Annotated in this window: 27 protein-coding genes; 15 read left to right on the plus strand and 12 right to left on the minus strand. The window is 69.0% G+C overall.

Annotated features, from left to right (window positions below; all coding sequences use genetic code 11):
* Positions 1 to 315 precede the first annotated feature (315 nt).
* The 4 genes from ASJ79_RS24090 to ASJ79_RS24105 all read left to right on the plus strand — a co-directional run bounded on the left by ASJ79_RS24090 (position 316) and on the right by ASJ79_RS24105 (position 3,141).
* Positions 316 to 630, plus strand: coding sequence for a putative quinol monooxygenase (locus tag ASJ79_RS24090; RefSeq protein WP_067960901.1), 315 nt, complete (start codon positions 316 to 318; stop codon positions 628 to 630).
* 8 nt (positions 631 to 638) lie between these two features.
* Positions 639 to 1,457 (plus strand): mycofactocin-coupled SDR family oxidoreductase, encoded by an 819-nt coding sequence (locus tag ASJ79_RS24095; protein WP_067960904.1) that lies wholly within the window; start codon positions 639 to 641, stop codon positions 1,455 to 1,457.
* A complete protein-coding gene (locus tag ASJ79_RS24100) occupies positions 1,454 to 2,326 on the plus strand; it encodes an SAM-dependent methyltransferase (RefSeq protein WP_067960907.1) in 873 nt (290 codons plus the stop codon). The genes ASJ79_RS24095 and ASJ79_RS24100 overlap by 4 nt, the downstream gene beginning before the upstream one ends.
* Positions 2,327 to 2,478: 152 nt before the next feature.
* On the plus strand, positions 2,479 to 3,141 hold the full coding sequence (locus ASJ79_RS24105; protein ID WP_067960911.1) for a response regulator transcription factor: 663 nt from the start codon (positions 2,479 to 2,481) through the stop codon (positions 3,139 to 3,141).
* A gap of 385 nt (positions 3,142 to 3,526) precedes the next feature.
* Here ASJ79_RS24105 and ASJ79_RS24110 read toward each other — a convergent pair whose 3' ends face one another.
* From ASJ79_RS24110 to thyX, 3 genes are read right to left on the minus strand one after another with little or no spacing between them, the layout of a single operon-like run.
* On the minus strand, positions 3,527 to 5,203 hold the full coding sequence (locus ASJ79_RS24110) for a ribonuclease J (protein WP_067960913.1): 1,677 nt from the start codon (positions 5,201 to 5,203) through the stop codon (positions 3,527 to 3,529).
* Positions 5,204 to 5,213: 10 nt separating this feature from the next.
* Complete coding sequence (gene dapA / locus ASJ79_RS24115; protein WP_067960983.1) at positions 5,214 to 6,116, minus strand: 4-hydroxy-tetrahydrodipicolinate synthase; 903 nt, start codon at positions 6,114 to 6,116, stop codon at positions 5,214 to 5,216.
* 52 nt (positions 6,117 to 6,168) lie between these two features.
* Positions 6,169 to 6,921, minus strand: coding sequence for an FAD-dependent thymidylate synthase (thyX, locus tag ASJ79_RS24120; RefSeq protein WP_067960916.1), 753 nt, complete (start codon positions 6,919 to 6,921; stop codon positions 6,169 to 6,171).
* 166 nt (positions 6,922 to 7,087) lie between these two features.
* Between thyX and ASJ79_RS24125 the strand changes: the two genes are divergently transcribed.
* The 8 genes from ASJ79_RS24125 to ASJ79_RS24160 are packed head-to-tail and all read left to right on the plus strand — an operon-like array spanning position 7,088 to position 14,918.
* Positions 7,088 to 7,468 carry a thioesterase family protein gene (locus ASJ79_RS24125; protein WP_255374765.1) on the plus strand — a complete coding sequence of 127 codons (381 nt, stop codon included), beginning with the start codon at positions 7,088 to 7,090 and terminating at the stop codon, positions 7,466 to 7,468.
* 53 nt (positions 7,469 to 7,521) lie between these two features.
* Complete coding sequence (locus tag ASJ79_RS24130) at positions 7,522 to 7,968, plus strand: MaoC/PaaZ C-terminal domain-containing protein (protein ID WP_067960922.1); 447 nt, start codon at positions 7,522 to 7,524, stop codon at positions 7,966 to 7,968.
* Positions 7,965 to 8,711: an SDR family NAD(P)-dependent oxidoreductase gene (locus ASJ79_RS24135; RefSeq protein WP_067960924.1), complete on the plus strand. Its 747-nt coding sequence runs from the start codon at positions 7,965 to 7,967 to the stop codon at positions 8,709 to 8,711. The genes ASJ79_RS24130 and ASJ79_RS24135 overlap by 4 nt, the downstream gene beginning before the upstream one ends.
* A 47-nt stretch (positions 8,712 to 8,758) precedes the next feature.
* Positions 8,759 to 9,976: an acetyl-CoA C-acetyltransferase gene (locus ASJ79_RS24140; protein WP_067960927.1), complete on the plus strand. Its 1,218-nt coding sequence runs from the start codon at positions 8,759 to 8,761 to the stop codon at positions 9,974 to 9,976.
* Between the two features lie 44 nt (positions 9,977 to 10,020).
* Positions 10,021 to 11,268, plus strand: a complete 1,248-nt coding sequence (locus ASJ79_RS24145; protein WP_156448614.1) for a CaiB/BaiF CoA-transferase family protein — start codon at positions 10,021 to 10,023, stop codon at positions 11,266 to 11,268.
* Positions 11,261 to 12,058, plus strand: coding sequence for an enoyl-CoA hydratase-related protein (locus tag ASJ79_RS24150; RefSeq protein ID WP_067960934.1), 798 nt, complete (start codon positions 11,261 to 11,263; stop codon positions 12,056 to 12,058). Before ASJ79_RS24145 ends, ASJ79_RS24150 begins: the two co-directional genes overlap by 8 nt.
* A 60-nt stretch (positions 12,059 to 12,118) precedes the next feature.
* Positions 12,119 to 13,477, plus strand: coding sequence for an SLC13 family permease (locus ASJ79_RS24155; protein ID WP_067960939.1), 1,359 nt, complete (start codon positions 12,119 to 12,121; stop codon positions 13,475 to 13,477).
* Between the two features lie 34 nt (positions 13,478 to 13,511).
* Positions 13,512 to 14,918 (plus strand): acyl-CoA synthetase, encoded by a 1,407-nt coding sequence (locus ASJ79_RS24160; protein WP_067960944.1) that lies wholly within the window; start codon positions 13,512 to 13,514, stop codon positions 14,916 to 14,918.
* 21 nt (positions 14,919 to 14,939) lie between these two features.
* Here ASJ79_RS24160 and ASJ79_RS24165 read toward each other — a convergent pair whose 3' ends face one another.
* Positions 14,940 to 15,563 carry a TetR/AcrR family transcriptional regulator gene (locus ASJ79_RS24165; RefSeq protein ID WP_067960947.1) on the minus strand — a complete coding sequence of 208 codons (624 nt, stop codon included), beginning with the start codon at positions 15,561 to 15,563 and terminating at the stop codon, positions 14,940 to 14,942.
* A gap of 33 nt (positions 15,564 to 15,596) precedes the next feature.
* The gene (locus ASJ79_RS24170; protein ID WP_231751007.1) at positions 15,597 to 17,075 is read right to left on the minus strand and encodes a PucR family transcriptional regulator; all 1,479 of its coding nucleotides are present in this window, start codon (positions 17,073 to 17,075) and stop codon (positions 15,597 to 15,599) included.
* Positions 17,076 to 17,159: 84 nt separating this feature from the next.
* On the opposite strand from ASJ79_RS24170, the gene gabT reads away from it, so the two are divergent.
* Positions 17,160 to 18,518, plus strand: coding sequence for a 4-aminobutyrate--2-oxoglutarate transaminase (gene gabT / locus ASJ79_RS24175; RefSeq protein WP_067960952.1), 1,359 nt, complete (start codon positions 17,160 to 17,162; stop codon positions 18,516 to 18,518).
* Positions 18,518 to 19,981: an NAD-dependent succinate-semialdehyde dehydrogenase gene (locus ASJ79_RS24180; RefSeq protein ID WP_067960956.1), complete on the plus strand. Its 1,464-nt coding sequence runs from the start codon at positions 18,518 to 18,520 to the stop codon at positions 19,979 to 19,981. The genes gabT and ASJ79_RS24180 overlap by 1 nt, the downstream gene beginning before the upstream one ends.
* Positions 19,982 to 19,985: 4 nt before the next feature.
* Here the strand turns inward: ASJ79_RS24180 and ASJ79_RS24185 are convergent, their stop codons facing one another.
* From ASJ79_RS24185 to ASJ79_RS24195, 3 genes are read right to left on the minus strand one after another with little or no spacing between them, the layout of a single operon-like run.
* The gene (locus ASJ79_RS24185) at positions 19,986 to 21,203 is read right to left on the minus strand and encodes a winged helix-turn-helix domain-containing protein (protein ID WP_067960960.1); all 1,218 of its coding nucleotides are present in this window, start codon (positions 21,201 to 21,203) and stop codon (positions 19,986 to 19,988) included.
* Positions 21,204 to 21,231: 28 nt separating this feature from the next.
* Positions 21,232 to 21,711 (minus strand): dihydrofolate reductase, encoded by a 480-nt coding sequence (locus tag ASJ79_RS24190; protein ID WP_067960963.1) that lies wholly within the window; start codon positions 21,709 to 21,711, stop codon positions 21,232 to 21,234.
* A complete protein-coding gene (locus ASJ79_RS24195; protein WP_067960965.1) occupies positions 21,708 to 22,508 on the minus strand; it encodes a thymidylate synthase in 801 nt (266 codons plus the stop codon). The genes ASJ79_RS24190 and ASJ79_RS24195 overlap by 4 nt, the downstream gene beginning before the upstream one ends.
* Before the next feature lie 42 nt (positions 22,509 to 22,550).
* On the opposite strand from ASJ79_RS24195, the gene ASJ79_RS24200 reads away from it, so the two are divergent.
* Entirely contained in the window at positions 22,551 to 23,288 is a 738-nt protein-coding gene (locus ASJ79_RS24200) for a dienelactone hydrolase family protein (protein WP_067960969.1), read from the plus strand.
* A 15-nt stretch (positions 23,289 to 23,303) separates the two neighbouring features.
* On the opposite strand, the gene ASJ79_RS24205 is transcribed toward ASJ79_RS24200, so the two are convergent.
* The 4 genes from ASJ79_RS24205 to dapB are packed head-to-tail and all read right to left on the minus strand — an operon-like array spanning position 23,304 to position 25,431.
* Positions 23,304 to 23,765 (minus strand): hypothetical protein, encoded by a 462-nt coding sequence (locus tag ASJ79_RS24205; RefSeq protein ID WP_067960974.1) that lies wholly within the window; start codon positions 23,763 to 23,765, stop codon positions 23,304 to 23,306.
* 12 nt (positions 23,766 to 23,777) lie between these two features.
* Positions 23,778 to 24,233: a flavodoxin family protein gene (locus ASJ79_RS24210; protein WP_067960975.1), complete on the minus strand. Its 456-nt coding sequence runs from the start codon at positions 24,231 to 24,233 to the stop codon at positions 23,778 to 23,780.
* Complete coding sequence (locus tag ASJ79_RS24215) at positions 24,230 to 24,697, minus strand: hypothetical protein (protein ID WP_067960978.1); 468 nt, start codon at positions 24,695 to 24,697, stop codon at positions 24,230 to 24,232. The genes ASJ79_RS24210 and ASJ79_RS24215 overlap by 4 nt, the downstream gene beginning before the upstream one ends.
* Complete coding sequence (dapB, locus tag ASJ79_RS24220; RefSeq protein ID WP_067960981.1) at positions 24,694 to 25,431, minus strand: 4-hydroxy-tetrahydrodipicolinate reductase; 738 nt, start codon at positions 25,429 to 25,431, stop codon at positions 24,694 to 24,696. Before dapB ends, ASJ79_RS24215 begins: the two co-directional genes overlap by 4 nt.
* Positions 25,432 to 25,710 lie beyond the last annotated feature (279 nt).

Genomic DNA, 25,710 nt, shown 5'->3' on the forward strand with positions numbered 1-25,710 from the left:
CAGGCGCTGCGGACCGCGTCGACGGACTCGGGCTTGGCCTTCATGGTGGCGATGACGACGACGGGCATGCGGACTCCTTGCTGGGCTTGTTTCTGGACAGCTGTCCACCCTACTCAGCGGACGGGCTGCAGATCGGGCCGCGGTCTTACTCGCCATGGGGGTAAGCCTAGTCGCATCAGTCCCAGATGCACCATCTGCCACACTGATCACAGATTGGTGACGGTCCCTGACCTGAGGGTGACGCGGTGTGACGCGCAGCACGTCCGCTGAGTAGGGTGGACAGCTGTCCAGAAACAAGCCCCGCAAGGAGTCCGCATGCCCGTCGTCGTCATCGCCACCATGAAGGCCAAGCCCGAGTCCGTCGACGCGGTCCGCAGCGCCTGCCAGACGGCCATCGAAGCGGTGCACCAAGAGCCTGGTTGCGATCTGTACGCGCTGCACGAGGCGGACGGCACGTTCGTCTTCGTCGAGCAGTGGGCCGACGCCGACGCGCTGCAGAAGCACAGCGCGGCCCCCGCCGTGGCGACATTGTTCGGCACCGTCGGCGAGTTGCTCGACGGCGCCCCCGACATCAAGATGCTGCAGCCCGTGGCGGCCGGCGATCCGGCCAAGGGCCGGCTGCGGCCGTAGGGTCCGGCATGGGTGAACTCACCGGCAAGGTCGCCTTCGTCACCGGGGCCGCGCGGGGCCAGGGCCGAGCGCACGCGGTGAAGCTGGCCTCCGAGGGCGCCGACATCATCGCGCTCGACCTGTGCGCGCAGATCGAATCGGTCCCCTACCCCATGGCCACGCCGGAGGATCTGGCCGCCACGGTCAAACTGGTCGAGGACACCGGTGCGCGCATCGTCACCTACGAGGCCGACGTGCGCGACCGCGACGCGGTGAAAGCCGCCGTGCGGGACGGGACCGGGAAGCTGGGCGACCGGCTCGACATCGTGGTCGCCAACGCCGGGATCGCGCCGATGGCCGCGACCGACGCGTGGCAGGACGTGATCGACGTCAACCTCACCGGCGTGTACAACACCATCGACGTCGCGATGAAGCCGATGGTCAAGTTCGGCAACGGCGGGTCGATCGTGCTGACCAGTTCGGTCGCCGGCCTGATCGGGCTCGGCGCGCCGATCGCGGGTTCGGTCGGCTACGCCGCCGCCAAGCACGGGATCGTCGGCATCATGCGGGTGTACGCCAATTTCCTTGCCCAGTACCGCATCAGGGTCAATTCGGTACATCCGTCGGCGGTGAACACCCCGATGATCGACAACGAGTTCACCCGCTCGTGGCTGCAGGGCATGGCGCAGGAGAACGCGGGCGGACCGGACATGGGCAACGCGCTTCCGGTGTCGGCGCTGGAACCGGAGGACATCGCCAACGCGGTGTTCTGGCTGGTGTCCGACGCCGCCCGTTACGTCACGGGGGTCACGCTCCCGGTGGACGCGGGGTATATCAATAAACGATGACCGCCCCGAACGCCGCCGCACAGACCGCTTACGGGCCCATGGTGCTGGCGGCGATCGAGCACAACGAGCCGGCGCAGCGCCGCCTGGTCGACGATGACCTCGCGGCGTCGTTCCTGCCCCGGCACCTCCGTCTTCTGGTGGGGGCGACGCGGACGGCCGGCGTGCGCCGCGCCGTGCAGGCCGCCACCGAGCGGTCCGGGCCGGGACTGTGGGCGAGCATCGCCTGCCGCAAGCGCTACATCGACGAACGTCTGTCGGATCCGCTGAACGTCGCCGATGCGGTGGTGGTGCTCGGCGCCGGCCTGGACACCCGGGCCTGCCGGATCGCCCGGCACAGCGATCTGCCGGTGTTCGAGGTCGACCAACAGGTCAACATCGACCGCAAGGCGGCCGTGTTGCAACGCGTCCTCGGTGGCACACCCGACTCCGTCCGGCTGGTCCCGGTCGACTTCGAGAAGGATCCGCTGCTCCCGGCGCTGGAGTCACACGGATATCGCCGGCAACAGCGCACGTTCTTCATCTGGGAGGGCGTCACGCAGTACCTGACCCCGGACGCGGTGCGCGCGACCCTGGCCCAGCTGAGCGCCGCCGCACCCGGCAGCAGGCTCGTCTTCACCTACATCCGGCAGGACTTCATCGACGGCACCGACCTGCACGGGGCCGACGCGGTCCATCGCCGGTTCCTGGGGCGCCGGCAGGTGTGGCGGTCGGGCATGGTGCCCGAGCTGGTCGGCGAACAGCTGGCCGAATACGGCTGGCGTGTCGTCGAGCAGGCCGGCCCGAGCTACTTTCGCGACACCTACATCCGCCCGGCCGGGCGCACCGTGGCCGCCTCCCCCATCGAATGGACGGCGCTGGCCGAGCGCTGAGTCCAGGGCTTGTGCGACATGGTCGGCGTAGCATCGGAACACGTCGGGGGCTCCTCGGAGCCAGGTCCTTGCCAGGTTCTCGCGGCCCCGTCGGCCACTGGCCGTGACGGCACGAGGGGGACGCTGATGCTCGACTCGGAATCGACGGAGCCGTGGCCGCCATCCTGATCGCCGAGGATGAGCCCCGCATCTCGGCATTCATCCGAAAGGGTTTGTCCGCCAATGGTTTCGCGGTCAGCGTGGTCGCCGACGGCGTCTCGGCCCTGGCCCAGGCGCGCAGCGGCAACTTCGATCTGCTGTTGCTCGACACCGGCCTTCCGGGCATGGACGGTTTCACCGTGCTGCGGCGCCTGCGCGCCGAGGGGAGTTCGCTGCCGGTGCTGATGCTGACCTCACGCGGCAGAACCGCCGAGACGGTTCGAGCCATCGACAAGAGCGCAGAGGACTACATCGCCAAGCCGTTCCGGTTCGAGGATCTGCTCGCCCGGGTGCGACTGAGGCTGGCTTCGGCACGAGCCGCCGGACCGACGACGTTGAGATACGGCAACCTGCTCCTTGATCTGCGCACGCGCCGCGCGCACGTCGGCGACTACTCGGTGGACCTGTCGGCGCGCGAATGCAAGCTGGCCGAGACCTTCCTCCGCCATCCCGGCCAGGTGCTCACCCGCGAGCAGCTCCTCCAACAGGTCTGGGGACAGAACTACGAACCGGGGTCCAACGTCGTCGACGTCTATGTCCGGTACCTGCGGCGCAAGCTCGGCGCCAACCGGTTCGTCACGCTGCGCGGGCTCGGCTATCGCCTCGAAGCGATCTGAAAATTCCTCCAGCAAACGTGATCATGGGACGGCTCCGGTGTCGCCACCGCAGAATGCCCGGGGTTTTCCAGCGATGCCCACCCCTGGGAAATGGGCAGACGAACGCCACCGCCTCTTGTGTGCTACTTAGCGCTGCGAAGTTCATTTAGCAGTCCAAACACCCCGCGTTCACCGGCGACACATTTGCTGACGATGTCGGGCCGATATTGACGCGATGCCTGATAAAAGGAATGCCGGGAATTCTTTCAAGTAACACTGCGATCACCCACTGCCGTGCATAATCTGTTCAGAGCAACACTGCAGCGAACGATGAAGCCGCCGCGGGCCACGACTGATGAGGGGTAGCCGTGACACGTCGGCGGCTACTTCCCCCAGGGGTGGGTGCTCAGATCTCGATGACGGTCGGCACGATCATCGGTTGCCTGCGGTAGGTCTCCCCGACCCATTTGCCCACCGTGCGCCGTACCGCCTGCGCGATCCGGGACGGATCGGTGATGTTCTGCGACGCGAGTTGCTCCAACTCCGCCTCGACCTTCCTGGCCACCGGTTCGAGCGCCTTGGGATCCTCGGAGAAGCCCCGCGAATGCAGATGGGCGGGCGCGGCCGCTCTGCCGGTGCCCCGGCGCACCACGACGGTGACCGCGACGAACCCGGACGACAGGATGAGCCGTTCACCGAGGGTGGCGTCCCCGACGTCACCGGTGATCAGCCCGTCGACGAACATCTTTCCGACCGGCACCGCGCCCGCGATGCTCGCCCGTCCGGCCACCAGATCGACGCTGACTCCGTTCTCGGCGAGCACGATGTTCTCCTCGGGCACCCCGGTGCCGGCGGCCAGCGCCGCGTTCGCCCGCAGCATCCGCCATGTCCCGTGCACCGGCATGACGTTGCGCGGGCGCACCCCGTTGTAGAGGAAGAGAAGCTCACCGGCGTACGCATGGCCGGAAACATGCACGCGGGCTTGCTGATTGGTGACAACCCGGGCGCCGATCTTGGCCAGCGCATCCATCACCCCGTACACCGCCTCCTCGTTACCGGGGATCAGCGACGACGACAGGATGATCAGGTCGCCCGCGGTCAGCGTGATGCTGCGGTGCTCGCCGCGCGACATCCGCGACAGCGCGGCCATCGGCTCACCCTGGGTGCCGGTGGTGATCAGCACCACCCGGTCGGCGGGCATCATCTCGGCGGCGGCGATGTCGAGCACGTCCTCGTCGGCGACCTTGAGGTAACCGAGCTCGCGCGCGATGCCCATGTTGCGCACCATCGACCGGCCGACGAAGGAGACCTTGCGGCCCAGCGCGACCGCGGCGTCGATGATCGACTGCACGCGGTCGACGTTGGAGGCGAAGCAGGCGACGATCACCCGGCCTTCGGCGCCGCGCATCAGCCGGTGCAGGGCGGGACCGACTTCGCTCTCCGACGGTCCGACACCGGGGATCTCGGCGTTGGTCGAGTCGCACAGGAACAGGTCGACCCCGGCGTCGCCGAGGCGGGACATCCCCGGCAGGTCGGTCGGCCTGCCGTCCGGCGGCAGCTGGTCGAGCTTGATGTCACCGGTGTGCAGCACGGTGCCCGCCCCGGTGTGGATACCGATGGCCAGGCAGCCCGGAATGGAGTGATTGACCGCGAAGTACTGACACTCGAAGACGCCGTGGGTACTCTTCTGCCCCTCGGCGACCTCGACGAATTTCGGTGACAGGCGGTGCTCCCGGCACTTCTCGGCCACCAGCGCGACGGTGAACTTCGAACCCACGATGGGGATGTCGGCACGCTGCTTGAGCAGGAACGGGATCGCGCCGATGTGGTCTTCGTGGGCGTGGGTGACGACGAGCGCTTCGATGTCGTCGAGCCGCCCCTCCACATGGCGCAGATCCGGCAGGATCAGGTCGACACCCGGTTCGTCGTGGGTCGGGAACAGCACCCCGCAGTCCACGATGAGCAGCCGGCCGAGATGCTCGAAAACGGTCATGTTGCGGCCGATCTCGTTGATCCCGCCGAGTGCGGTCACCCGCAGCCCGCCGGGGGCCAACGGCCCTGGTGCGCTCAGCTCCGAATTCACTACCGGCCCACTACCTCAACACCCCGGCGGCGCGCATGTCGCCCGCCAGCGCCTCGAGCTGCTCGTCGGTGGCGGGAATCTGCGGCAGCCGCGGTTCGCCCGCCTCGAAACCCTGCAGCCGCAGGCCGGCTTTCGACAGCGTGACCCCGCCGAGACGCGCCTGCGCCTGCGCGAGCGGGCCGAGCGTCACGCTGATCTTGCGGGCGGTCGCGACGTCACCGGACGCGAAGGCGGTCATCATGTCCCGAAGCTGACCGGCGGCGAGATGACCCCAGACGCTGATGAACCCCACGGCACCCACCGCCAGCCACGGCAGGTTCAGCGCGTCGTCCCCGGAGTAGTACGTCAGCCCGGTCTCGGCGATGATCTGACCGCCGCCGTGCAGGTCGCCCTTCGCGTCCTTGATCGCCACGATGTTGGGGTGGCCGGCCAGCGCGCGGATCGTCTCCCACGCGATCGGGACCACCGAGCGCGGCGGAATGTCGTAGAGGATCACCGGCAGCTCGGTCGCGTCGGCGACGGCGGTGAAGTGGGCGGCCAGGCCGGCCTGCGGCGGCCGCGAGTAATACGGGGTGACGACCAGCAGGCCGTGCGCGCCCTCGGCGGCGCTGGCCTTGGCCAGGCGCACGCTGTGCGCGGTGTCGTAGGTCCCCGCGCCGGCGATGATCCGGGCGCGGTCGCCGACGGCGTCGAGCACCGTGCGCAGCAGCAGGATCTTCTCGTCGTCGGTGGTGGTCGGGGACTCACCGGTGGTGCCGGACAGAACCAGGCCGTCGCAACCGGCGTCGACCAGGCGGTTCGCCAGGCGGGCCGCGGCGTCGGTGTCCAGCGAGCCGTCGGGCTTGAACGGAGTAACCATCGCGGTCAACAGGGTGCCCAACCGGGCCGGGGCGTCGAATCCGCTGGTACTCACGGGCACCAAGATTACCCGGTCACCCTTGCTCGCCACGAATGCCTTGCGCGGGTCACACCTCGGTTGCCAGTGGGCTGGTGGCCACCTCGGTGCCGTCGGCCAGCACCGCGATCTCGAAGTCCGAGAACACCTGCGGTGCGGCGTCGATGAGCTGGCGGAGGCATTCCACGGCCAGGCGCCGGATCTCGACGTCGGCATGTTCGCTGGCACGCATCGCGATGAAGTGCCGCCATGCGCGGTAGTTGCCGGTCACCACGATCCGCGTCTCTGTCGCATTGGGCAGCACGGCGCGGGCGGCCTGACGGGCCTGTTTGCGGCGCAGCGTCGACGTGCCCTGCTCGGCGAACCTGGCCTCCAGCCGGGTGAGCAGTTCGGTGTAGGCGGCGCGGCCCGCATCGGCGGCCGCGGTGAAGATCCGCAGCAGCTCGGGGTCGTCCTCGATGCCGGGCGGCGGGACCACCCGCGAGTCGTGTTCGGGGACGTAGCGCTGCGAGAGCTGCGAGTAGGAGAAGTGCCGGTGCCGGATCAACTCGTGGGTGCAGGACCGCGAGATCCCGGTGATGTAAAACGACACCGACGCGTGCTCCAGCACCGAGAAATGGCCGACGTCGATGATGTGCCGCACATAGGCGGCGTTGGTCGCGGTGCGCGGGTTGGGTTTGTCCCAGCTCTGGTAGCAGGCGCGGCCGGCGAACTCGACCAGCGCGGCGCCACCGTCGGCGTCGGTGCGCCACGGCACGTCGGGCGGTGCCGTGAACTCCGTCTTGGCGATCAGCTGCACCCGCAGCGGCGCGATCTCGGCCATCGGGTGAGCCTAACGGTCACGCGTTGCGCGGCCTCACAACCGCCGCCGGCCGTGACGGTTGACACGGCCGCACGCCGGCGTTAGTTTTTTGCATATTGGTCAGTCAAAATAACCAAGGAGGTGTGACATCCGGCCCGACACCGACTCGCCGCGCTCCGAATGCGTGGTGCCACTGCGCTGGAGGGATCTCGACCATCAGGGCCACGTGTATCACGCAACGCTGCTGACGTTGCTCGATGAGGCACGGACGCAATGGATTTCGAAAACGTTGGGTTCGGAGACGCCCGACTCCTACGTCCTGGCCCGCATCGAACTCGACTACCGCGCCGAACTCCGCAAAGACGACGACGCGGTCGCGGTGACCTTCGGCGTGCAACGTGTCGGCAACACCAGCCTGACCCTCACCGAAGTGGTCCGGTCCTGGGCCACCGGCTCACTCATCGCCGATGCGACGACCACCATCGTGCTGTGGGACCGGGCGGCGCGGAGCTCGCGGCCGCTCACCGCAGACGAGCGCCGGCGCGCAGCCGAGTCCGCCGGTCTCTGACCTCCCCCGACCTGTCCGCACACCGGCTGCACATCCCGACCAGAAAGCCATTCATGCCGCTGTTCTTTGACGATCTCGAGATCGGCACGGAGTACGTGTCTCGAGGCCGCACGATCACCGAGAGCGACATCGTCGCCTTCGCCGGCGTCTCCGGCGATTTCAACCCGCTGCACACCGACGAGATGTGGGTGCGTGAGAACACCGCGTTCTCCGGACGCATCGCCCACGGCCTGCTCATCCTGTCGATCTCCAGCGGCCTGGCCACCCCCGAACTCGACGACCTGGAGATCCAGGCCTACCTGGAGACCCAGCGCAAAATGGTGGCGCCGACATACCCCGGCGACACCGTCAAGGTCATCCAGACCGTGGCCGGCCTGCGCACCAGCTCCTCCCGACCCGGGTCGGGTATCGCCACGTTCGACGTGGCGGTCACCAATCAGGACGGCACCACGGTGCAGCAGGGCGCCGACATCTATCTCGTGGGAAGAAGGCACGCGTGACGACACCCCTCCACGACCGGGTCTACATCGTGACCGGGGCGGCATCCGGCATCGGCAAGGCCACCGCCGAACAGCTGCACGGCGAGGGCCGGCGCGTCGTGCTGGCCGACATGGACCGGGTGGGCGCCGAGGCCCTGGCGGCGCAGCTCGACGACGCACGCCCCGGCTCGGCCCGCGCTGTCGACCACGACGTCACCAGCGCTGACTCCTGGGCGGCTCTGGTCGAGCGGGTGTCCGGCTTCGGCACGATCTACGGACTGGTCAACAACGCCGGGATCACCCGGGACAAATCGATGCTCTCGATGACCGAGGACCAGTTCCACGCCGTGATCGACGTTCACCTGCGGGGTTCCTGGCTCGGGTGCAAGGCGGTCATCCCGGCGATGCGCGCCGGCGGCGGTGGAAGCATCGTCAACATCTCGTCGTCGAACCGGCACGGCGCCTTCGGTCAGACGAACTATTCCGCGGCCAAAGCGGGAATCGTCGGGCTGACCAAGGCGGTGGCCGCCGAACAGGCCAAGCACGGGATCCGCTGCAACGCCGTCGCCCCCGGCGCCGTCGACACCCCGATGATCGGTGACGTACCCGAGCGGGTCCGGGCGCAGTGGCTGGAGTCGATCGCGCTGGGCCGGCTGGGCAAGCCGTCCGAGATCGCGGCCGCCATCGCCTTTCTGCTGTCCGACGCGGCGTCCTACGTCACCGCCGCACTGCTGGACGTCAACGGCGGCGAACAGCATCTCTGATCCGTGCACCGATCGACCACCCGCCTTTTCCGACACGAGGATCCCGAATGCCTGACGCCGTCATAGTCTCCGCCGCCCGGTCACCGATCGGCCGCGCCGTCAAAGGATCGTTGAAGGAGATGCGCCCGGACGACCTCACCGCGCAGATCGTCCGGGCCGCCCTCGACAAGGTCCCCTCGCTGGACCCGCGCGACATCGACGACCTGATGCTGGGCTGCGGAAACCCGGGCGGGGAACAAGGGTTCAACATGGGTCGCAACGTCGCGATCCAACTCGGCTACGACTTCCTGCCCGGCACCACGATCACCCGGTACTGCGCGTCGTCGCTGCAGACCACCCGGATGGCCATGCACGCGATCGCCGCCGGTGACGGCGATGTGTTCATCTCCGCCGGAGTGGAGACCGTGTCCCGGTACTTCAAGGGTGAATCGGATTCGCTTCCCGATACCCAGAATCCGTTGTTCGACGCCGCGCAGGAGCGGACGGCGAGACTCTCCGAAGGTGGCCGGCGGTGGACCGACCCCCGGGCCGCCGGTGAACTCCCGGACCCCTACATCGCGATGGGGCAGACCGCCGAGAACGTCGCGCAGATCACCGGGATCAGCCGGGAGGACCAGGACCGGTGGGCGGTGCGCTCCCAGAATCGCGCCGAATCAGCTGCTGCACAAGGGTTTTTCGACCGCGAGATCAGCCCCGTCACCCTTCCGGACGGCTCCGTGGTCCGCACCGACGACTCGCCCCGGCACGGCACCACCTACGAGGCGGTCAGCCGGCTCAAACCGGTGTTCCGGCCCGACGGCACGGTGACCGCCGGGAACGCCTGCCCACTCAACGACGGCGCGGCCGCTCTGGTGGTGATGTCGGACACCAAAGCCGCCGAACTCGGGCTCACGCCGCTGGCGCGTATCGTCGCCACCGGCGTCTCCGGATTGTCCCCGGAGATCATGGGGCTCGGCCCCATCGAGTCCACCAGGCGGGCCCTGGCCCGCGCCGGGATGAGCGTGGCCGATATCGACCTGTTCGAGATCAACGAGGCCTTCGCCGTCCAGGTGCTGGCCTCGGCCAGGGAACTGCAGATCGACGAGGACAAGTTGAACGTCTCAGGTGGCGCGATCGCCCTTGGGCATCCGTTCGGCATGACCGGGGCGCGGATCACCGCCACCCTGATCAGCAATCTGCAGACCCACGATGCGCAGTTCGGCCTCGAAACGATGTGCGTGGGCGGCGGGCAGGGCATGGCCATGATCGTCGAACGCCTCAGCTGACCGAACCGGCACACCAGAACCTCAGAAGACCACTGGAGATGAACATGCAGTCCAACGCGAGCGCACTACACGGATTGAAGGTCCTCGAGGTCGGCAACTACATCGCCGGCCCGTACTGCGGCACTCTGTTGGCCGATCTCGGCGCGACGGTCACCAAGATCGAGGACCCCGACGGCGGCGACGTGGTGCGCGGGTTCGCACCGATGAACGAAGCGGTCGGTGAGAGTTCGGCGTTCGTCACGCTCAACCGCAACAAGCGCTCGATCGCGCTGAACCTCAAGGCCGACCGCGGGCGGGAGATCTTCCTTTCCCTCGCCCGGGAGGCCGACGTGGTGATCGAGAACATCCGTCCCGGCGCCATGGCGCGCCTGCGCCTCGACTACGACACGCTTTCGCGGCTCAATCCCGGCCTGATCTATCTGTCGGCGTCGGGCTGGGGCCAGGACGGGCCGTTGTCGGCGAATGCGGGGCTCGACATCATGGCCCAGGCCCGGTCCGGTCTGATGAGCGTCACAGGCGCCGCCGACGGCGATCCGGTCAAGGCCGGAGTGCCCATCTGCGACATCGGCGCCGCGATGTACGGGGCGATCGCGGTGTTGGCCGCGGTGAACCATCGGCACCAGACCGGCGAAGGCCAGCAGATCGATGTCTCCCTGTTCGAATCCGGTGTGTCGTACGCGATCTGGGAATTCGCGAGGTACAACGCCACCGGGGAGATCCCGACCCGGCGCGGATCGGCGCATCAGACGGCGGCCCCGTACCAGGCGGTCAAAGCCTCCGACGGCTGGTTCACGCTCGGCGCCGCCACCCCGAAGACCTGGGTGGCCTTCTGCAAGGCGTTCGAGTTCGAATGGATGCTCGACGACGAGCGTTTCGCCACCAACACCGCACGGATGGCCAATCGCGCCGAGCTGATCGACCTGATCGAGGCGCGCACGATGGGCAACACCCGGGCTCACTGGCTGCGGCTGCTCGACGAGGCCGGTGTGCCCGCGGCGCCGATCAACGACTACAGCCAGGTGTTCGCCGACGAACACCTGCTGGCGCGGGACTTCTTCTGGGAGGCCGAGCATTCCACCGGAGAGCGGGTCCGTCAGGTCGGTTCGCCGATGCGGTTGTCGAAGACCCCGGCGGTGCGCAACGGCGCGGGCCCGGTGCTCGGCCAGAACACCGCCGAGGAGCTGAGCGCTCTGGGCTTCACCCAGGCCGACCTCGACGAGCTGGCCGCCGAGGGCGTGATCGCGACCGCCCAGCCCACCCCCGCAGTTTCCAGCGGCGCGCGAAATGGCTGACAGCGCAGCGGATCAGCCGCACCTGCTGGTCACCCGGGACGGCCCGGTGCTCAACGTGACCTTCAACCGCCCGCACCGGCTCAACGCCGCGACGGCGGAGATGGAGGAGGGCATCGTCGGCGCCTGCGCGACGGCCAACACCGACGAGACGATCCGCGTCGTCGCGTTCTCCGGAACCACCGGCACCCGACCGTCTTTCATGGCGGGTGCCGACCTCGACACCTTCACGGAACTGGACACCGCCGAAGCCGTGCTGGAGGTCGAGCAGCATTCCGAGCACACGCTGGCCGCGATCGAGGGTCTGCGGGTGCCTGCGGTCGCGGTGCTGGACGGCCCGGTCATCGGTCAGGGCGCGCTCATCGCCGCCTCGTGCGACATCCTGCTGGCCGGACCCGACGTCCGGTTCGGTTTCCCCATCGCGCGCACGGTCGGCAACTGCCTGACCACACGCAACCTCACCCGGGTGACCGATCTGGTGGGGATACCGGCGGCCAAGTCGATGATCATGCGCGCCAAGCTGTTCGGCACCGCGGAGCTGGCGCAGACCGGTGCACTCAGCGCGGTCGCCGACTCTCACGCCGGTCTGCGGGAACTTGCAGGCACCGTCACCGCGGAGATCGCCGCGTTGGCCCCGCTGACTCTGTCGAACACCAAGCGCTCCCTGGTCCGGATGCGTGAACCGGGCGCCACCAACGAGGACCTCGTGGTGCAGTGCTACCTGTCCCGCGACGCCCGTGAGGCCGCGGCGGCATTCCGCGAGAAACGGCCCGCCCAATGGCTCGGGCGCTAGACAGAACCCGAACACGATGAGCCACAGCCCGATTCCCCATCGCTACCGAGAGGTACCGTCATGACCACCGTCCAACTGGTTTCCATTGGGATACTTCTCCTCACCCTGGCGGTGGGAACGATCCGCGGCGTGCACATCGGCGCCCTGACGCTCGCGGTGGCGCTGGGCGTCGGCCTGACGCTCGGCGCGGAGTCCGTCTCGGAGATCATGGGCGGGTTCCCGGTGGAACTCATGCTCCTGCTGCTCGGCATCACCTACCTGGTCGCGATCGCCCGCGTCAACGGCACGCTGGACCGGATGGTGGACTGGGCGGTGCGGCGAACGGGCTCCCGGAAGGCGTTGTTGCCCTGGGTGATGTTCACCCTCGCGTTGATCATCGCCGCGCTGGGCAGCCCGCTGGCCGCGATGATCGTCATCCCGATCGCGATGCTGCTCGCCGAGCAGAACGGGCGCGACCCGATGGTGATGGGTCTCGGCGCGATCAACGGATCACTCGCCGGCTGTTTCGCTCCGACCAGCCTTTACGGCATCCTCTCGGTGAGCATCGGCGAGCAGGCCGGCGTGGACCTCAACGGCTTCGCCCAGTTCGGCTTCGTGCTGGTGGTCGTCGCCGCACTCCAGCTCGGCGCCCAGTTCCTGTTCCGCCGTCACCGCACGATCGAGCCCGGCGACACGCCGGGATCGCCGGCTACCGGCTCAGGGCCGGTGCAGAGCGACGACGACGGGACCGACGAATCCGGCGGCGCCCCGGTGGCCGTCCAGACCAAGGTCGACGCGACGGTCGCCGCAACGGCGCCGGTGTCGGGTTCGACCGCGGTGCAGCGGGTGACGATGCTCGCCCTGACGCTGCTCGTCGGGACGGTGGTGGTGGCCCCGTTCTTCGATCACGAGGTGAACATCGGCGCGGTCGCGCTGTCGCTCGCCGTGGCGCTCGCGCTGCTGTTCCCCAAGGAAAGCCGTCCGGCCCTCGCCGACATCGACTGGCCGACCATCCTGCTCGTCGGTGGTGTGGTGACCTATGTCGGCATCCTGCAGCGGATGGGTGCCGTCGACAGTCTCGGCGAGGCCGCGGTCGGCATTCCGTCGGCGTTGTTGGCCGCCTTCACGGTCTGCGTCATCGCCGCGGTGATCTCGGCATTCGCGTCGACGACCGCACTGTTTCCGGCGCTGATCCCGCTGGCCCTGCCGATGGTGGCCACCGGGAACATTTCGGCCGCCGGGGTGATCATCGCGATCGGCGTTTCCGCGACGCTGGTCGACGCCTCCCCGTTCTCCACCTCAGGCGCGATGATGGTGGCCAGCAGCCACGCCGACGAGCGCACCCGGACGTTCAAGATGCTGCTGCGCTGGGGGATGTCGATGGCGATCATCGGCCCCCTCATCACCTGCGGCCTGCTGTTGTTGCCCGGATATCTCTGAGCCGCGTCACCGGCCACGACAGGAAGCAACGATCATGACCTCTCCCCTGCTGCGTTCACTGACCGGCGCGCACGACTCCCACACCGCCGCGGTGACAGTCGGCGACGCCGGACTGTCCCGCGAAGACCTGCTGGGCGCCGCCACCGCGTTGGCCGACCGGATCGCGGGCGCCGCGGTGGCCGCCATCGACGCCAGGGCCGACCTCTCGACCATCGTTGCCGTGGTGGGCTGCCTGCTGGCCGATGTCGCGGCCGTGCCGGTGCCACCGGACTCCGGCCACCGCGAACGGGCGCACATCCTGACCGATTCCGGGGCGCAGCTGTGGATCGGTGAAGCCGCGGAGGGGATTTCGCTGCCGACGCTTCAGGTGGAGCTCGGCGCCCGCTCGTCGACCACCTATCCCGAGGCCGACCCGTCGCGGCCGGCGCTGATCATCTACACCTCCGGCACCACCGGTGCGCCGAAGGGCGCGGTGCTGTCCCGGCGTGCCCTGGCAGCCAGTCTGGACGGTCTGGCCGACGCCTGGCAGTGGAGCGAAGACGACACCCTGGTCCACGGCCTGCCGCTGTTCCACGTGCACGGCCTGGTGCTCGGGGTCCTCGGCGCACTGCGTTTCGGTTCGCCGCTGATCCACACGGTGCGCCCCAAACCGGAGGCCTACGCGGCGGCCGCGGGTTCGCTGTACTTCGGCGTTCCCACCGTCTGGTCTCGGGTGTGCGCCGATCCCGCCGTCGCACGCCGACTCGGCAGCGCCCGGCTGCTGGTGTCCGGCAGCGCGCCGCTGCCCGTTCCCACCTTCACCGACCTCACGGCGCTGACCGGTTCCGCGCCCATCGAGCGCTACGGCATGACGGAAACGGTCATCACGGTGAGCACCCGGCATGACGGCGACCGCCGCCCCGGCTGGGTGGGTGAGCCGCTTGCCGGCGTGACGACCAGGCTCCGCGCGGAAACCGGCGAGCCGGCACCCTGGGACGGGAAAACGCTGGGCGAGTTGGAGATCGCCGGGCCGACGCTGTTCGACGAGTACCTCAACTCCCCGGACAAGACCGCGTCGGTGATGACCGGGGACGGCTGGTTCCGCACCGGTGACATCGCCGTCATCGACCCCGACGGGTACCACCGCATCGTGGGCCGGGCGTCGGTGGACATGATCAAGTCCGGGGGCTACCGCATCGGCGCCGGTGAGGTCGAGCACGCCCTGTTGTCATTCCCCGGGGTCCGTGAGGCGGCCGTGGTGGGTGTCCCCGACGACGATCTCGGCCAGCGGATCGTGGCCTTCCTGGTGGGTGACATCAGCGGCGACCAAGCGGTCAGCGACCATGTCGCCCAGACGCTCTCGGTGCACAAACGCCCCCGGGAGATCCGTGTCGTGGATGCGCTGCCGCGCAATCCCATGGGCAAGGTGCAGAAGAAGCTTCTGCTCGAGAGCGCGCAGTGACATCTCCGGCGCCGCGGCGCGTTACTGAGCCGTCGCGGCCCGGTTCATCTGCCAGGTCGTGGCCAGCCATCGCGGCACCAGGCCCGGGTCGAGACTGAGCACCCGCAGCACTTCGGGGTCGAGCATCGCATGCAGCGCAACGCCGTCGGAGAGTCCGACCAGATGTACCGCGAGCTGGTCGGGGTCGATGTCGGGAAGTGAGCCCTCCGCCTGCGCGGCAAGTACCATCGCACGCACCGTGCGGCGCCAATTCCTCAGGTACCCGGCGACTTCGCTGCGAGTCACCTCGTCGACGGCCGCCTCGGCGTAGAAGTAGAGAAAGATGCGGTTGAGCGCGAGACGCTCGTCGTCGAGCGGCACCACGCTCTCCAGAACTCGTTGCAGCCGCTGCAGTTCGGTCTCGGCCGGCTCGGATTCCAGCCTTTTCAGCACCTTGCCCTGCAGGTGGGCCGCCCGGCGCAGCGCGGCCACCAGCAGATCGTGCTGGTTGCCGAAGTAGTGCGCCAGCAGACCCGTCGACCATCCGGCCTCCTTGGCGACCTCCTTGTTGGTGACGGCCGCGGTGCCGCCTCGGGTGGCGATCACCCGCAGCACCGCATCAGCCAGTTCGGCGCGGCGCTGTTCGTGGTCGACGATTTTCGGCATGGCACGTCCCCGGGGAGTATGTTTTTATCTCGGTCAGTCAGCATACATCTGGCCTCTGCGCGGCCGGGAATCCATGGTCTGGAGCGCGATCCACGCGCTGACCCGTGTCTGTGGATCGTCGAGCGGACCGGGCAACCGTTCGGCGATCGCGTCCAATCGGTTGCGAATCGTGTTGCGGTGCAATCCCATTTCCTCGGCGACTTTGAGGCGCGAACCGTGGTTGCGCAGATAGCACCGCAGCAGATCGAGCTGTTCGGTGTCCAGGCGCCCCAGATAGGACTCGGCGAACGACCTCGCGTCGCCCGGGTCCATCAGGCCCAACGGGCCCTGCCGGAAGATGTGGTCCCATTCGGCGATCGCGGCCGCCGGCGTCGCCTGGGCGAGCGCGATGCCCGCGGTGCGGTGGCTCTCCGGGGCGTCCCGGATCCCGGTGCGCCTGCCGACACCGACCAGCAGCCCGGCGCCGCACAGCTCCGCCGTCAGCGCCGCGCGGTCGGAGTCGGCGGTGATGACGCACACCTCGTCGTCACCGCCGGCCGCGAGGGCGCGGCGCTCGTCGAGGAGGGAGGACGCGTCGGCGAGCTGCGCCGCGGTACCACCGGCCCGGATCACCCGCATCGGTGAGGGCAGAGGGGGCATCTCGGGTTCGATGCCGAGAACGAGCTGCGCGGTCTCCGCGTCGCCGGCCACCGCGAGTTCCACGGCCCGGCTGCGCAGGCGGCGCCGGGTTTCGGCAGCGGTGCGCTCCTGTTCGCTGATGAGGCTGAGCAGCGCGACGGCGGTGGTGATCGCACTTCGCTGACTGCCGGAGAACCGCTCGGGTCCGAGCGCGGCGAGGAAGGACGTGCGCCGGCCGCTGACGCCGAGGGGCTGCAGCACCGTGGTCCCCGCGGCATTCGACAGCGTCGCCGCCGAGCGCGGGCCGCGCTGGTGCAGTCTGCGGACCTCGGTTGCCAGGTCGGCGGCCGACATCGCGGCCTGGCGTTCCCCGACCGGACCCAGCGCGACACGACCGTCCGCGGCGACGATGCAGGCGCTGCCGGCAAGGATCTTCGCCAGCGCCTTCAGCACGCCGAGCGCCCCCTGCGGGCCTGCGGCCGACGCGGTCAGGGTGCGCTGGACCTTGAGCGCACCGCGCGCAGAGGCCTCCTCCTCGTCGGCCAGCATCCGGGACACGCGGTGACTGATCGCGACGAACGGTGTCGCGCGCGGGACTTCGAAGAGGTTCAGCCCGAACGTCGCACACGCCTCCACCAGCGCCGCCGGCGGCGCCGCGAACGTGAGACCGGTGGCGAATCCGAGCGCAGGGATCCCGGCGTCGGCGAGGCCACGCACATAGCGCACCCACTCACGGCTCCACCGCTTGGTCTGCAATCCCGTGGTCAGCAGGATCTCGCCGCCCTCGAAAAACGGTGCGGGGTCGGGCAGTTCGCTGGTCGCGACCCAGCGGACCGCCTGCTCCGGTCGCGGTGTGTGCACCGGTACCAGCGCGAGCCCGGTGTCTGCAAGCACATCCGCGACGGTGACCACATGGCATTGTTGCACATCCGACGACATGCAATTGTGCACATCTGACAGCCGCGAGCGGCCCCTGAGATGCCTACGGTCGCTGCTGTGACGACAGCGACCGATTCACAGACCGTCGAACAGTGCCGACGCGTGGTGACCGAGATCCCCGGGCCGAACTCGCGCCGGCTGCACCAGCGCAAGACCGAAGCGGTGCCGCGCGGCGTCGGCGCCACCATGCCGGTGTATGTGGCCCGGGCCGGTGGTGGGGTCATCGTGGACGTCGACGGCAACTCGCTGATCGACTTCGGCTCCGGGATCGCTGTCACGACGGTGGGCAACAGCGCGCCGGCGGTGGTCGACGCGGTGTCGGCACAGGTTCGGGCATTCACCCACACCTGCTTCATGGTCACGCCGTACGACGGCTATGTCGCGGTCGCCGAGGCGCTGAACCGGCTCACGCCCGGCGACCACCCCAAGCGCACGGCGCTGTTCAACTCCGGCGCCGAAGCGGTGGAGAACGCCGTCAAGATCGCCCGGTCGTACACCCGCAGGCAGGCGGTCGTCGTCTTCGACCACGCCTACCACGGCCGAACCAATCTGACGATGGCGATGACGGGCAAGAACCAGCCGTACAAGAACGGGTTCGGCCCGTTCTCCCCGGAGGTCTACCGCGCTCCGCTGTCGTACCCGCTGCACGACGGTCTCGACGGCCCGGCGGCGGCCCAGCGCGCCCTGTCGGTGATCGAGAAGCAGGTGGGGGCCGAGAATCTGGCCGCGATCGTGATCGAGCCCATCCAGGGCGAAGGCGGATTCATCGTTCCCGCACCGGGATTCCTGCCCGCGCTGGCGGCCTGGTGCCGCGACAACGCGGTGGTGTTCGTCGCCGACGAGGTGCAGACCGGGTTCGCCCGCACCGGCGCGATGTTCGCGTCCGAACACGAATCGTTGGTACCCGACCTGATCGTGACGGCGAAGGGTATCGCCGGGGGCCTGCCGCTGTCAGCGGTGACCGGCCGCGCCGAGATCATGGACGCTCCGCACGCCGGCGGTCTCGGCGGCACCTACGGCGGAAACCCGCTCGCCTGTGCGGCGGCGCTGGCGGTGATCGACACCATCGAGCGCGACGGGTTGGTGCAGCGGGCCCGCGACATCGAGAAGATCATGCTCGATCGGCTGACCGCGTTGCAGCAGCGCGATGCCCGCATCGCCGAGGTCCGGGGTCGCGGCGCGATGATCGCGGTCGAACTCGCGAAGCCGGGCGGCCGCGAGCCCGACGCCGACCTCACCGCCCGCATCGCCGCTCACGCACATGCCGCCGGGCTGATCGTGCTCACCTGCGGTACCCACGGCAACGTGCTGCGCTTCCTGCCGCCGCTGGTGATCCCGGACCAGCTGCTGATCGAAGGTCTGGACATCCTGGCCGACGCGTTCGAGCAGATCCGCTGATGCACACCGCGGACGTCACGGCCGACCTCATCGCGGGTGTGGACCCCCGCCACGGCATCCTCGTCGGCGGGCTGGCACGCACCTCGGCGTCGACGTTCGACGTGCACGACCCGGCCACCGGACTGGTCATCGCCGAGGTGGCCGACGGCGCCCCGAGCGATGCGACGGCAGCCGCCGACGCCGCCGACCGCGCGCTGCCGGTGTGGTCGGCGACACCGCCGCGCGCGCGGGCCGACATCCTGCGTCGCGCCTTCGATCTCATGGTCGCCCAGACCGATCGGCTGGTCGCCCTTATCTGCGCCGAGAACGGCAAACCGCAGGCCGATGCCCGCGCTGAAGTCGCCTATGCCGCAGACTTTTTCCGCTGGTTCAGCGAGGAAGCGGTGCGCACCGACGGCTCCTATGGCGACAGCCCGGCCGGCGACGCGGTCAAGATCGTCACCCACCGCCCGGTCGGGCCGGCCGCGCTGATCACACCGTGGAACTTCCCGGCCGCCATGGCCACCCGCAAGATCGCGCCGGCCCTGGCCGCCGGCTGCACCGTGGTGCTCAAGCCCGCCGCCGAGACGCCGCTGACGGCGCTGGCGATCGCCAGGCTGCTGGCCGACGCGGGCGTGCCCGACGGGGTGGTCAACGTCGTGCCGACCACCGACGCCGCCGGCGTCGTCGAGACGTTGTTGACCGATCCGCGGGTGCGCAAGGTGTCGTTCACCGGGTCCACCGCGGTCGGCCGGCTGCTGCTCGCCCAGTCGGCCGAGCGGGTGCTCAACGCCAGCATGGAACTCGGCGGCAACGCGCCGTTCATCGTCGCCGCCGACGCCGACCTCGACGCCGCGGTCGCCGGCGCCATGATCGCGAAGTTCCGCGGCGGTGGACAAGCGTGCACGGCCGCCAACCGGTTCTACGTGCACGCCGACGTGGCCGAGGAGTTCACCGCCCGCTTCGGCGCGGCGATCGCGGCGCTGCGGGTCGGGCCGGCCGTCGACCCGGCGTCCCAGATCGGCCCCCTGGTCAGCGCCCGTGCGGCGGCCGGAGTCCGCGCACTGCTCGATCAGGCGGTGCAGGAGGGTGCCACCATCGCACAGCAGGCCGATGCCCCGGAGGGCGGCTGGTACGTCGCTCCCACGCTGCTGACCGACGTCCGGCCCGACGCCTCGATACTGCAGCAGGAGATCTTCGGACCGCTGGCACCCGTCGTGGTCTGGAACGACGAGGACGTGCTGCGCCGGTGGGTCAACGACACCGAGTACGGCCTGGCCGCCTATGTGTACTCCGGCCGGCTGCAGACCGCGTTGCGCATCGCCGCCTCGATCGACGCCGGCATGGTGGGCATCAACCGTGGCGTCGTGTCGGACCCGTCGGCGCCTTTCGGCGGCACCAAGCAGAGCGGGCTCGGGCGCGAAGGCGCCCGCGACGGCCTGCGCGAGTTCCAGGAAACCCAGTATCTCAGCGTCGGCATGTGAGCGGTCAGGGCAGAGACTCCGCCAACGCGGTCGCCAGGTTCCCGCGCTCCCCCACCGTCACGTCGGCCAGCCCGAGCCAGCCGGCCATCGTCTTCAACTCGGTGGCCAGCGCCGCCGCCACCCGCGACGGATCCTGTCCGTCCTCGCAGAACGCCCCGGGGACCTGCAGCAAACCGGTGGCGCGGTCGGCCTTGAGGTCGACGCGGCCGACGAGGTCGCCGTCGAGCAGGAACGGCCAGACGTAGTAACCGAACTGGCGTTTGGGCGCGGGCGTGTAGATCTCCAGGCGGTAGTGGAAATCGAACAGCCGCTCCACCCGCGGCCGGAAGAAGACCAGCGGGTCGAACGGGCACAGCAGCGCGGTGCCGCGGTCCCGGCGCGGGACGGTCTGGCCGGCGCGCAGGTACGCCGGCGCGGACCAGCCGTCCACGTCGACCCGCTCGATCTCACCGGCGGCGAGCAGCTCGGCGATCGCGGGTTTGACCTGCCGGGCGGCCAGACGGAAGTAATCACGCAGATCGGCCTCGGTGGCCACACCCAGCGCGGTCGCCGCGCGCAGGGTCAGCTCCCGCACCGCGTCGGCCTCGTCGACCTGCCGCTCGACCACCTCGGCGGGCAACACGCGCTCGGTGAGGTCGTAGTGACGCGCGAACCCCAGCCGGGTGGCGGTGGTCAGCGCCCCGGACGACCACAACGCTTCGGCGACCCACTTGGTGTCGCTGCGGTCCCACCACGGCCCCTTGCGGCCCCGCGGTTCCGCCTCCAGATACCCCTCGATCTGCCCGGCCGTCGACGGGCCCAGTGCGGCCACCGCGGCGAGGATGTCCTCGGCGAGCTTGGCGTTCTTCTTGACGATCTCAACGCCCCACCGGCCGTGCTCGTACTCGCGCATCCGCCAGCGCATCAACGGCCAGTCGTCGACGGCCATCAGCGCCGCTTCGTGCGCCCAGTACTCGACGAGCAGCCGCGGCGACCGCGCCGAATGGCTCCACGCGGCGCGGTCCAGCAGGTCGCGGTCGTAGGGGCCGAGACGGCTGAACACCGGCGCGTAGTGCGCGCGGACCGCCACCGACACCGAGTCCAGCTGCAGCACCTGCAACCGCGCGATGAGGCGCTTGAGGTGCGCGCGAGTGACCGGCCCCTCCGGTTTCGGCTCGTGGAAACCCTGGGCCGCGACCGCCACCCGCCGCGCCTGCGCGACGGTGAGCGCGCGAGCGCTCATCGCCGCCCTCTGCTCTTCGCGCGAGCGCTCATCGCCGCAGATAGGTGGAGAAGCGGTACCGCAGCCCCGACGAACTGTCGCGCCAGTCCTCCTCGGTGCCCACCCACTCCTCGTCGAGAACCGGCGCGAGCGCGTCGTCGTCCTCCCTGCGCAGATCGATGTCGACCTCGGTGACCTCACACCGCGTCGCCAGCGGCAGGGCCAGCCCGTAGATCTGCGACCCCCCGATCACCCATGCGTTCTCCAGCGGGGCGTCCCGCAGGGACGTCACCACCTCTGCTCCGTCGGCCATGTAGTCAGCTTGCCGGGTCACTACGACATTTCGGCGGCCCGGCAGCGGACGGAACCTCGCGGGCAGCGACTCCCACGTCCGCCGGCCCATGATCACGGTGTGGCCCATCGTGAGCTCTTTGAACCGGGCCATGTCCTCCGGCAGGTGCCACGGGATCGCGTTGCCACGGCCGATCACCCCGGAACTGGACTGCGCCCAGATCAGGTTCAGACTCACACAGCCACCGGGGCCTTGATCGCCGGATGCGGATCGTAGTTCTCGATCACGACGTCCTCGTAGGTGTAGTCGAAGATCGAATCACGCGGCGCGAGAACGAGTTCCGGGTACGGCCGGGGCGCCCGGGAGAGTTGCTCGGTGACCTGTTCGACGTGGTTGTCGTAGATGTGGCAGTCCCCGCCGGTCCAGATGAACTCGCCGACGCCCAGCCCCGCCTGCGCGGCCATCATGTGGGTCAGCAACGCGTAGCTGGCGATGTTGAACGGCACGCCGAGGAACAGGTCGGCGCTGCGCTGGTACAACTGGCAGCTCAACTTCCCGTCGGCGACGTAGAACTGGAAGAACGCATGGCACGGCGGCAGCGCCATCTGCGGGATCTCCCCGACGTTCCAGGCCGAGACGATGTTGCGGCGCGAGTCGGGATCGCGCCGCAACAGTTCCAGTGCCGCGCTGATCTGGTCGATGTGCTCACCGGACGGCGTCGGCCAGGACCGCCACTGCACCCCGTAGATCGGTCCGAGATCACCTGTCGGAGACGCCCATTCGTCCCAGATGGTGACGCCGTGGTCCTGCAGCCACCGGACGTTGGAGTCGCCGCGCAGGAACCACAGCAGCTCGTAGACGATGGATTTGGTGTGCACCTTCTTGGTGGTGATCAGCGGAAACCCGGCGTTCAGGTCGTAACGCATCTGATGACCGAACAGGCTGCGGGTGCCGGTTCCGGTGCGATCGGATTTCGCGATGCCGGTGTCGAGCACCAGACGCAACAGATCCTCGTACGGGGTGGCGATCGGCACGCGCTTAGCTTACGTCCCGCCGGTGGGAGTAGAACGGAACCCATGCCGAGGATCACCGACACCGTGACGACCCCCGACGGCGCCTGCCCCGTCAGCCTGCACACACCCGACTCCGACGGGCCGTGGCCCGGCATCGTCATGTATCCCGACGCCGGCGGCGCCCGGCCCACCTTCCGCGCGATGGCGGACAAGCTGGCCGGCCACGGCTATGCGGTGCTGGTCCCCGACGTGTACTACCGCGACGGGGACTGGGCCCCGTTCTCGATCACGACGGTGTTCGACGACGAGGCCGAGCGCAAGCGGTTGTTCGCCATGATGGCCAAGGTCACGCCCGAGATCATGGCGTCGGACGCCGCCGCGTTCTTCGACTATCTGGCGACGCGGCCCGAGGTGCGGGGCGACTCGTTCGGGACGACCGGCTACTGCATGGGCGGCCGGACGTCGCTGGTGGTCGCCGGACGGGTCCCGGAACGGGTCGCGGCCGCGATGTCGTTCCACGGCGGCGGACTGGCCACCGACGACCCCGACAGCCCGCATCTGCTCGCCGACAGGATCCGCGCCGCGGTCTACATCGGCGCCGCCCAGAGCGACCGGTCGTTCACCACCGCCGACGGCGAACGGCTGGAGAAGGCGCTGACCGCCGCGGGTGTCGAGCACACCCTCGAGTGGTACTCGGCGTTCCACGGCTTCGCGGTGCCCGACAACGGCCCCTATGACGAGCCGGCCGCGCGTAAGCACTGGGACGCGATGCGCTCGTTCTTCGGCACACACCTGGCGTGAACTGCGGTTCGCGTGCTACTGAGCGCTCCGCCGCCGGCGCTCCAGGTAGGTGGCGACGCCCCGCAGCACGCCGCGCGCGGCGTAGATGCCGGCCACCACCGACAGGATGATCAGAACGATGAACATCAGCATCCAGTTCGTCCGGCTGTGCTCGACGTTCCACCACACGATGGTGAACAGGATCGCGCAGACGAACACCACGATGTCGCGCCAGTTTCCCTGGTAAGTGAAGGCCAGTTCGCGGAGTTCGCGACTCTTGTCGGCGGCGCCGATCAGGGCGTCGATCCGCATGTCGATGGTGCGCTGCAGTTCCGCACGCCGCTCGACCTGCTCGGCCGGAAGCCGTTCCAGCAGGTCCATGTCTTTGGAGATCGCCTCCCGGACGTCGGGCGGGCGAAGATTGCCCGCCGCCAGGCCGAGCAGCGCACCGCCTGCGATCGGCGCGCCGGCCAGCGCGAATTCGGCGATTCCGGGCATGAGACTCCTTCGTCAGTCCATCAGCGTCGCGGCCACTGTCGCACCGAGATTCCAGCACGCTTCCAGGTCGGCTTTGGTCGGCTTGCCGGAGACGATGACGGTTTCGGCCGCCTGCTCCCATCCGAGCCCGCCGGTGATCCCCGCGAGCGCACGCTCGGCTCCCTCGGTCCCCTCGTTGCCGTGCAGATACACCCCGAACGGCCGGCCCTGCGTCGAGTCGAGCAGTTGGTAGTACGCACAGTCGAACGCGTGCTTGAGCGCGCCGCTGATGTACCCGAGGTTGGCCGGTGTGCCGAGCAGATAGCCGTCGGCGGCCAGCATCTCGGCCGGCGAGACCGTCAGCGCGGCGCGCCGCAGCACCTCCACCCCTTCGATCTCGGGATCGGCCGCGCCGGCGAGCACCGCTTCGAACATCTCGTGGCAGTGCGGCGACGGGGTGTGGTGGACGATCAGGAGCGTCTTGCTCATCGGGCCGACTCCTCCAGCAGCACCGCCTTCTTCATGGTCTCCCTGGCCCGGCCGCGGTCACCGGCGTAGTCATACGCGCGTGCCAGGCGGTACCAGCGCAACCAGTTGCCGGGGTCGGCCTCCACCTCCTCACGCACCGCGGCGAACAACGCGTCGGCCGCGTCGCGCTCGATGCGTCCCGACGGCCGCCGCGGCAGGTCGCCGACGTCGAGCTCCATCCCTCGTTCCCGGGCCAGCCGCGCCAGACGCTGGTGGGCCAGACCGGCTTTCAGCGTGGCCACCATGACCCACATGCCGATCACCGGAAGGATCAGAATCGCCACGCCGAGCCCGATCGGCGCCGGCTCGCCCGAGGTGATCAGGATCCACGCCGCGCGGCCCAGCAGCACGAAATACACGACGAGCGCCACGCACATGAAGCCGATCATCAGCTGTGTGCGCAGTGCGCGCGCCCCGTCGCTCATGTCAGGTCGAGCAGGGATTCGATGCCGATCGTCAGACCCGGATGTTCGCGGATCCTCCGCACCGCCAGCAGCACCCCCGGGACGAACGAGGTGCGGTCGATGCTGTCGTGACGGATGGTCAGCGTCTCTCCGAGCGTGCCGAACAGCACCTCCTGGTGTGCGACGAGACCCGCGAGCCGGACCGAGTGCACCGGGATGCCGTCGACGTCCGCGCCTCGCGCTCCCTCGAGGCCTGTGCTGGTGGCATCCGGGTTGCGCGGCATGCCTTTCCGCGCTTCGGCGATGAGCCTGGCGGTGCGCGCCGCGGTGCCGGACGGGGCGTCGGCCTTGTGTGGGTGATGAAGTTCGATGACCTCCACCGACTCGAAGTGTTTGGCGGCGAGCTGGGCGAAGTGCATCGACAGCACGGCACCGATCGCGAAGTTGGGTGCGATGAGCACCGAAACCTCGGGCTTGGCGGCGAGCCACTCCCCGACCTGGGCGAGCCGTTCGTCGGTGAAGCCGGTGGTGCCGACGACAGCGTGAATCCCGTTGTCGATCAGAAACTTCAGGTTGTCCATCACCACGCTGGGGTGCGTGAAGTCGATGACGACCTCGGTGTCACTCTCGACGAGCCCGGACAGCGGGTCCCCGGCATCCACTCCGGTGGTCAAGGTGAGGTCGTCGGCGGCCTCGACCCCCGCCACCATCGTGGCGCCGACCTTGCCCTTGGCACCCAGTACTCCAACTCGCATGGGCACACCCTAGCGTCCCAGCTCACGCCTCAGGTTGAACCACCCCGGGTTTGATGCACACCTTCTTTCGAGGGAAGGTAAGGCGCATCATGCCGAAGAAGTACGACGATCAGTTCAAGGCCCGGGCGGTGCAGTTGGTCATCGGGCACACCGTGAACCGTCCTGGATCTGGTGGAGACCGTGATCGCACCAGGAGGATGTGGTTGTGGCTGCGCCGAAAAAGTTCGACCAAGAGACCCGTGAGCGGGCAGTTCGGATGTATGAGGACCGGATCGCGGA

The organism is Mycobacterium sp. NAZ190054 (assembly GCF_001545925.1).
Lineage (GTDB): Bacteria > Actinomycetota > Actinomycetes > Mycobacteriales > Mycobacteriaceae > Mycobacterium.

Excerpts from the sequence above, each read along its gene's own strand:
- ASJ79_RS24090 (WP_067960901.1), top strand. The coding sequence starts at position 316 with ATGCCCGTCGTCGTCATCGCCACCATGAAGGCCAAGCCCGAGTCCGTC.
- ASJ79_RS24095 (WP_067960904.1), top strand. The coding sequence starts at position 639 with ATGGGTGAACTCACCGGCAAGGTCGCCTTCGTCACCGGGGCCGCGCGG.
- ASJ79_RS24100 (WP_067960907.1), top strand. The coding sequence starts at position 1,454 with ATGACCGCCCCGAACGCCGCCGCACAGACCGCTTACGGGCCCATGGTG.
- thyX (WP_067960916.1), bottom strand. The coding sequence starts at position 6,921 with ATGGCCGAGATCGCGCCGCTGCGGGTGCAGCTGATCGCCAAGACGGAG.
- ASJ79_RS24130 (WP_067960922.1), top strand. The coding sequence starts at position 7,522 with ATGCCGCTGTTCTTTGACGATCTCGAGATCGGCACGGAGTACGTGTCT.
- ASJ79_RS24140 (WP_067960927.1), top strand. The coding sequence starts at position 8,759 with ATGCCTGACGCCGTCATAGTCTCCGCCGCCCGGTCACCGATCGGCCGC.
- ASJ79_RS24145 (WP_156448614.1), top strand. The coding sequence starts at position 10,021 with ATGCAGTCCAACGCGAGCGCACTACACGGATTGAAGGTCCTCGAGGTC.
- ASJ79_RS24150 (WP_067960934.1), top strand. The coding sequence starts at position 11,261 with ATGGCTGACAGCGCAGCGGATCAGCCGCACCTGCTGGTCACCCGGGAC.
- ASJ79_RS24155 (WP_067960939.1), top strand. The coding sequence starts at position 12,119 with ATGACCACCGTCCAACTGGTTTCCATTGGGATACTTCTCCTCACCCTG.
- ASJ79_RS24160 (WP_067960944.1), top strand. The coding sequence starts at position 13,512 with ATGACCTCTCCCCTGCTGCGTTCACTGACCGGCGCGCACGACTCCCAC.
- ASJ79_RS24165 (WP_067960947.1), bottom strand. The coding sequence starts at position 15,563 with ATGCCGAAAATCGTCGACCACGAACAGCGCCGCGCCGAACTGGCTGAT.
- gabT (WP_067960952.1), top strand. The coding sequence starts at position 17,160 with ATGCCTACGGTCGCTGCTGTGACGACAGCGACCGATTCACAGACCGTC.
- ASJ79_RS24180 (WP_067960956.1), top strand. The coding sequence starts at position 18,518 with ATGCACACCGCGGACGTCACGGCCGACCTCATCGCGGGTGTGGACCCC.
- ASJ79_RS24185 (WP_067960960.1), bottom strand. The coding sequence starts at position 21,203 with ATGAGCGCTCGCGCGCTCACCGTCGCGCAGGCGCGGCGGGTGGCGGTC.
- ASJ79_RS24200 (WP_067960969.1), top strand. The coding sequence starts at position 22,551 with ATGCCGAGGATCACCGACACCGTGACGACCCCCGACGGCGCCTGCCCC.
- ASJ79_RS24205 (WP_067960974.1), bottom strand. The coding sequence starts at position 23,765 with ATGCCCGGAATCGCCGAATTCGCGCTGGCCGGCGCGCCGATCGCAGGC.
- ASJ79_RS24210 (WP_067960975.1), bottom strand. The coding sequence starts at position 24,233 with ATGAGCAAGACGCTCCTGATCGTCCACCACACCCCGTCGCCGCACTGC.
- ASJ79_RS24215 (WP_067960978.1), bottom strand. The coding sequence starts at position 24,697 with ATGAGCGACGGGGCGCGCGCACTGCGCACACAGCTGATGATCGGCTTC.
- dapB (WP_067960981.1), bottom strand. The coding sequence starts at position 25,431 with ATGCGAGTTGGAGTACTGGGTGCCAAGGGCAAGGTCGGCGCCACGATG.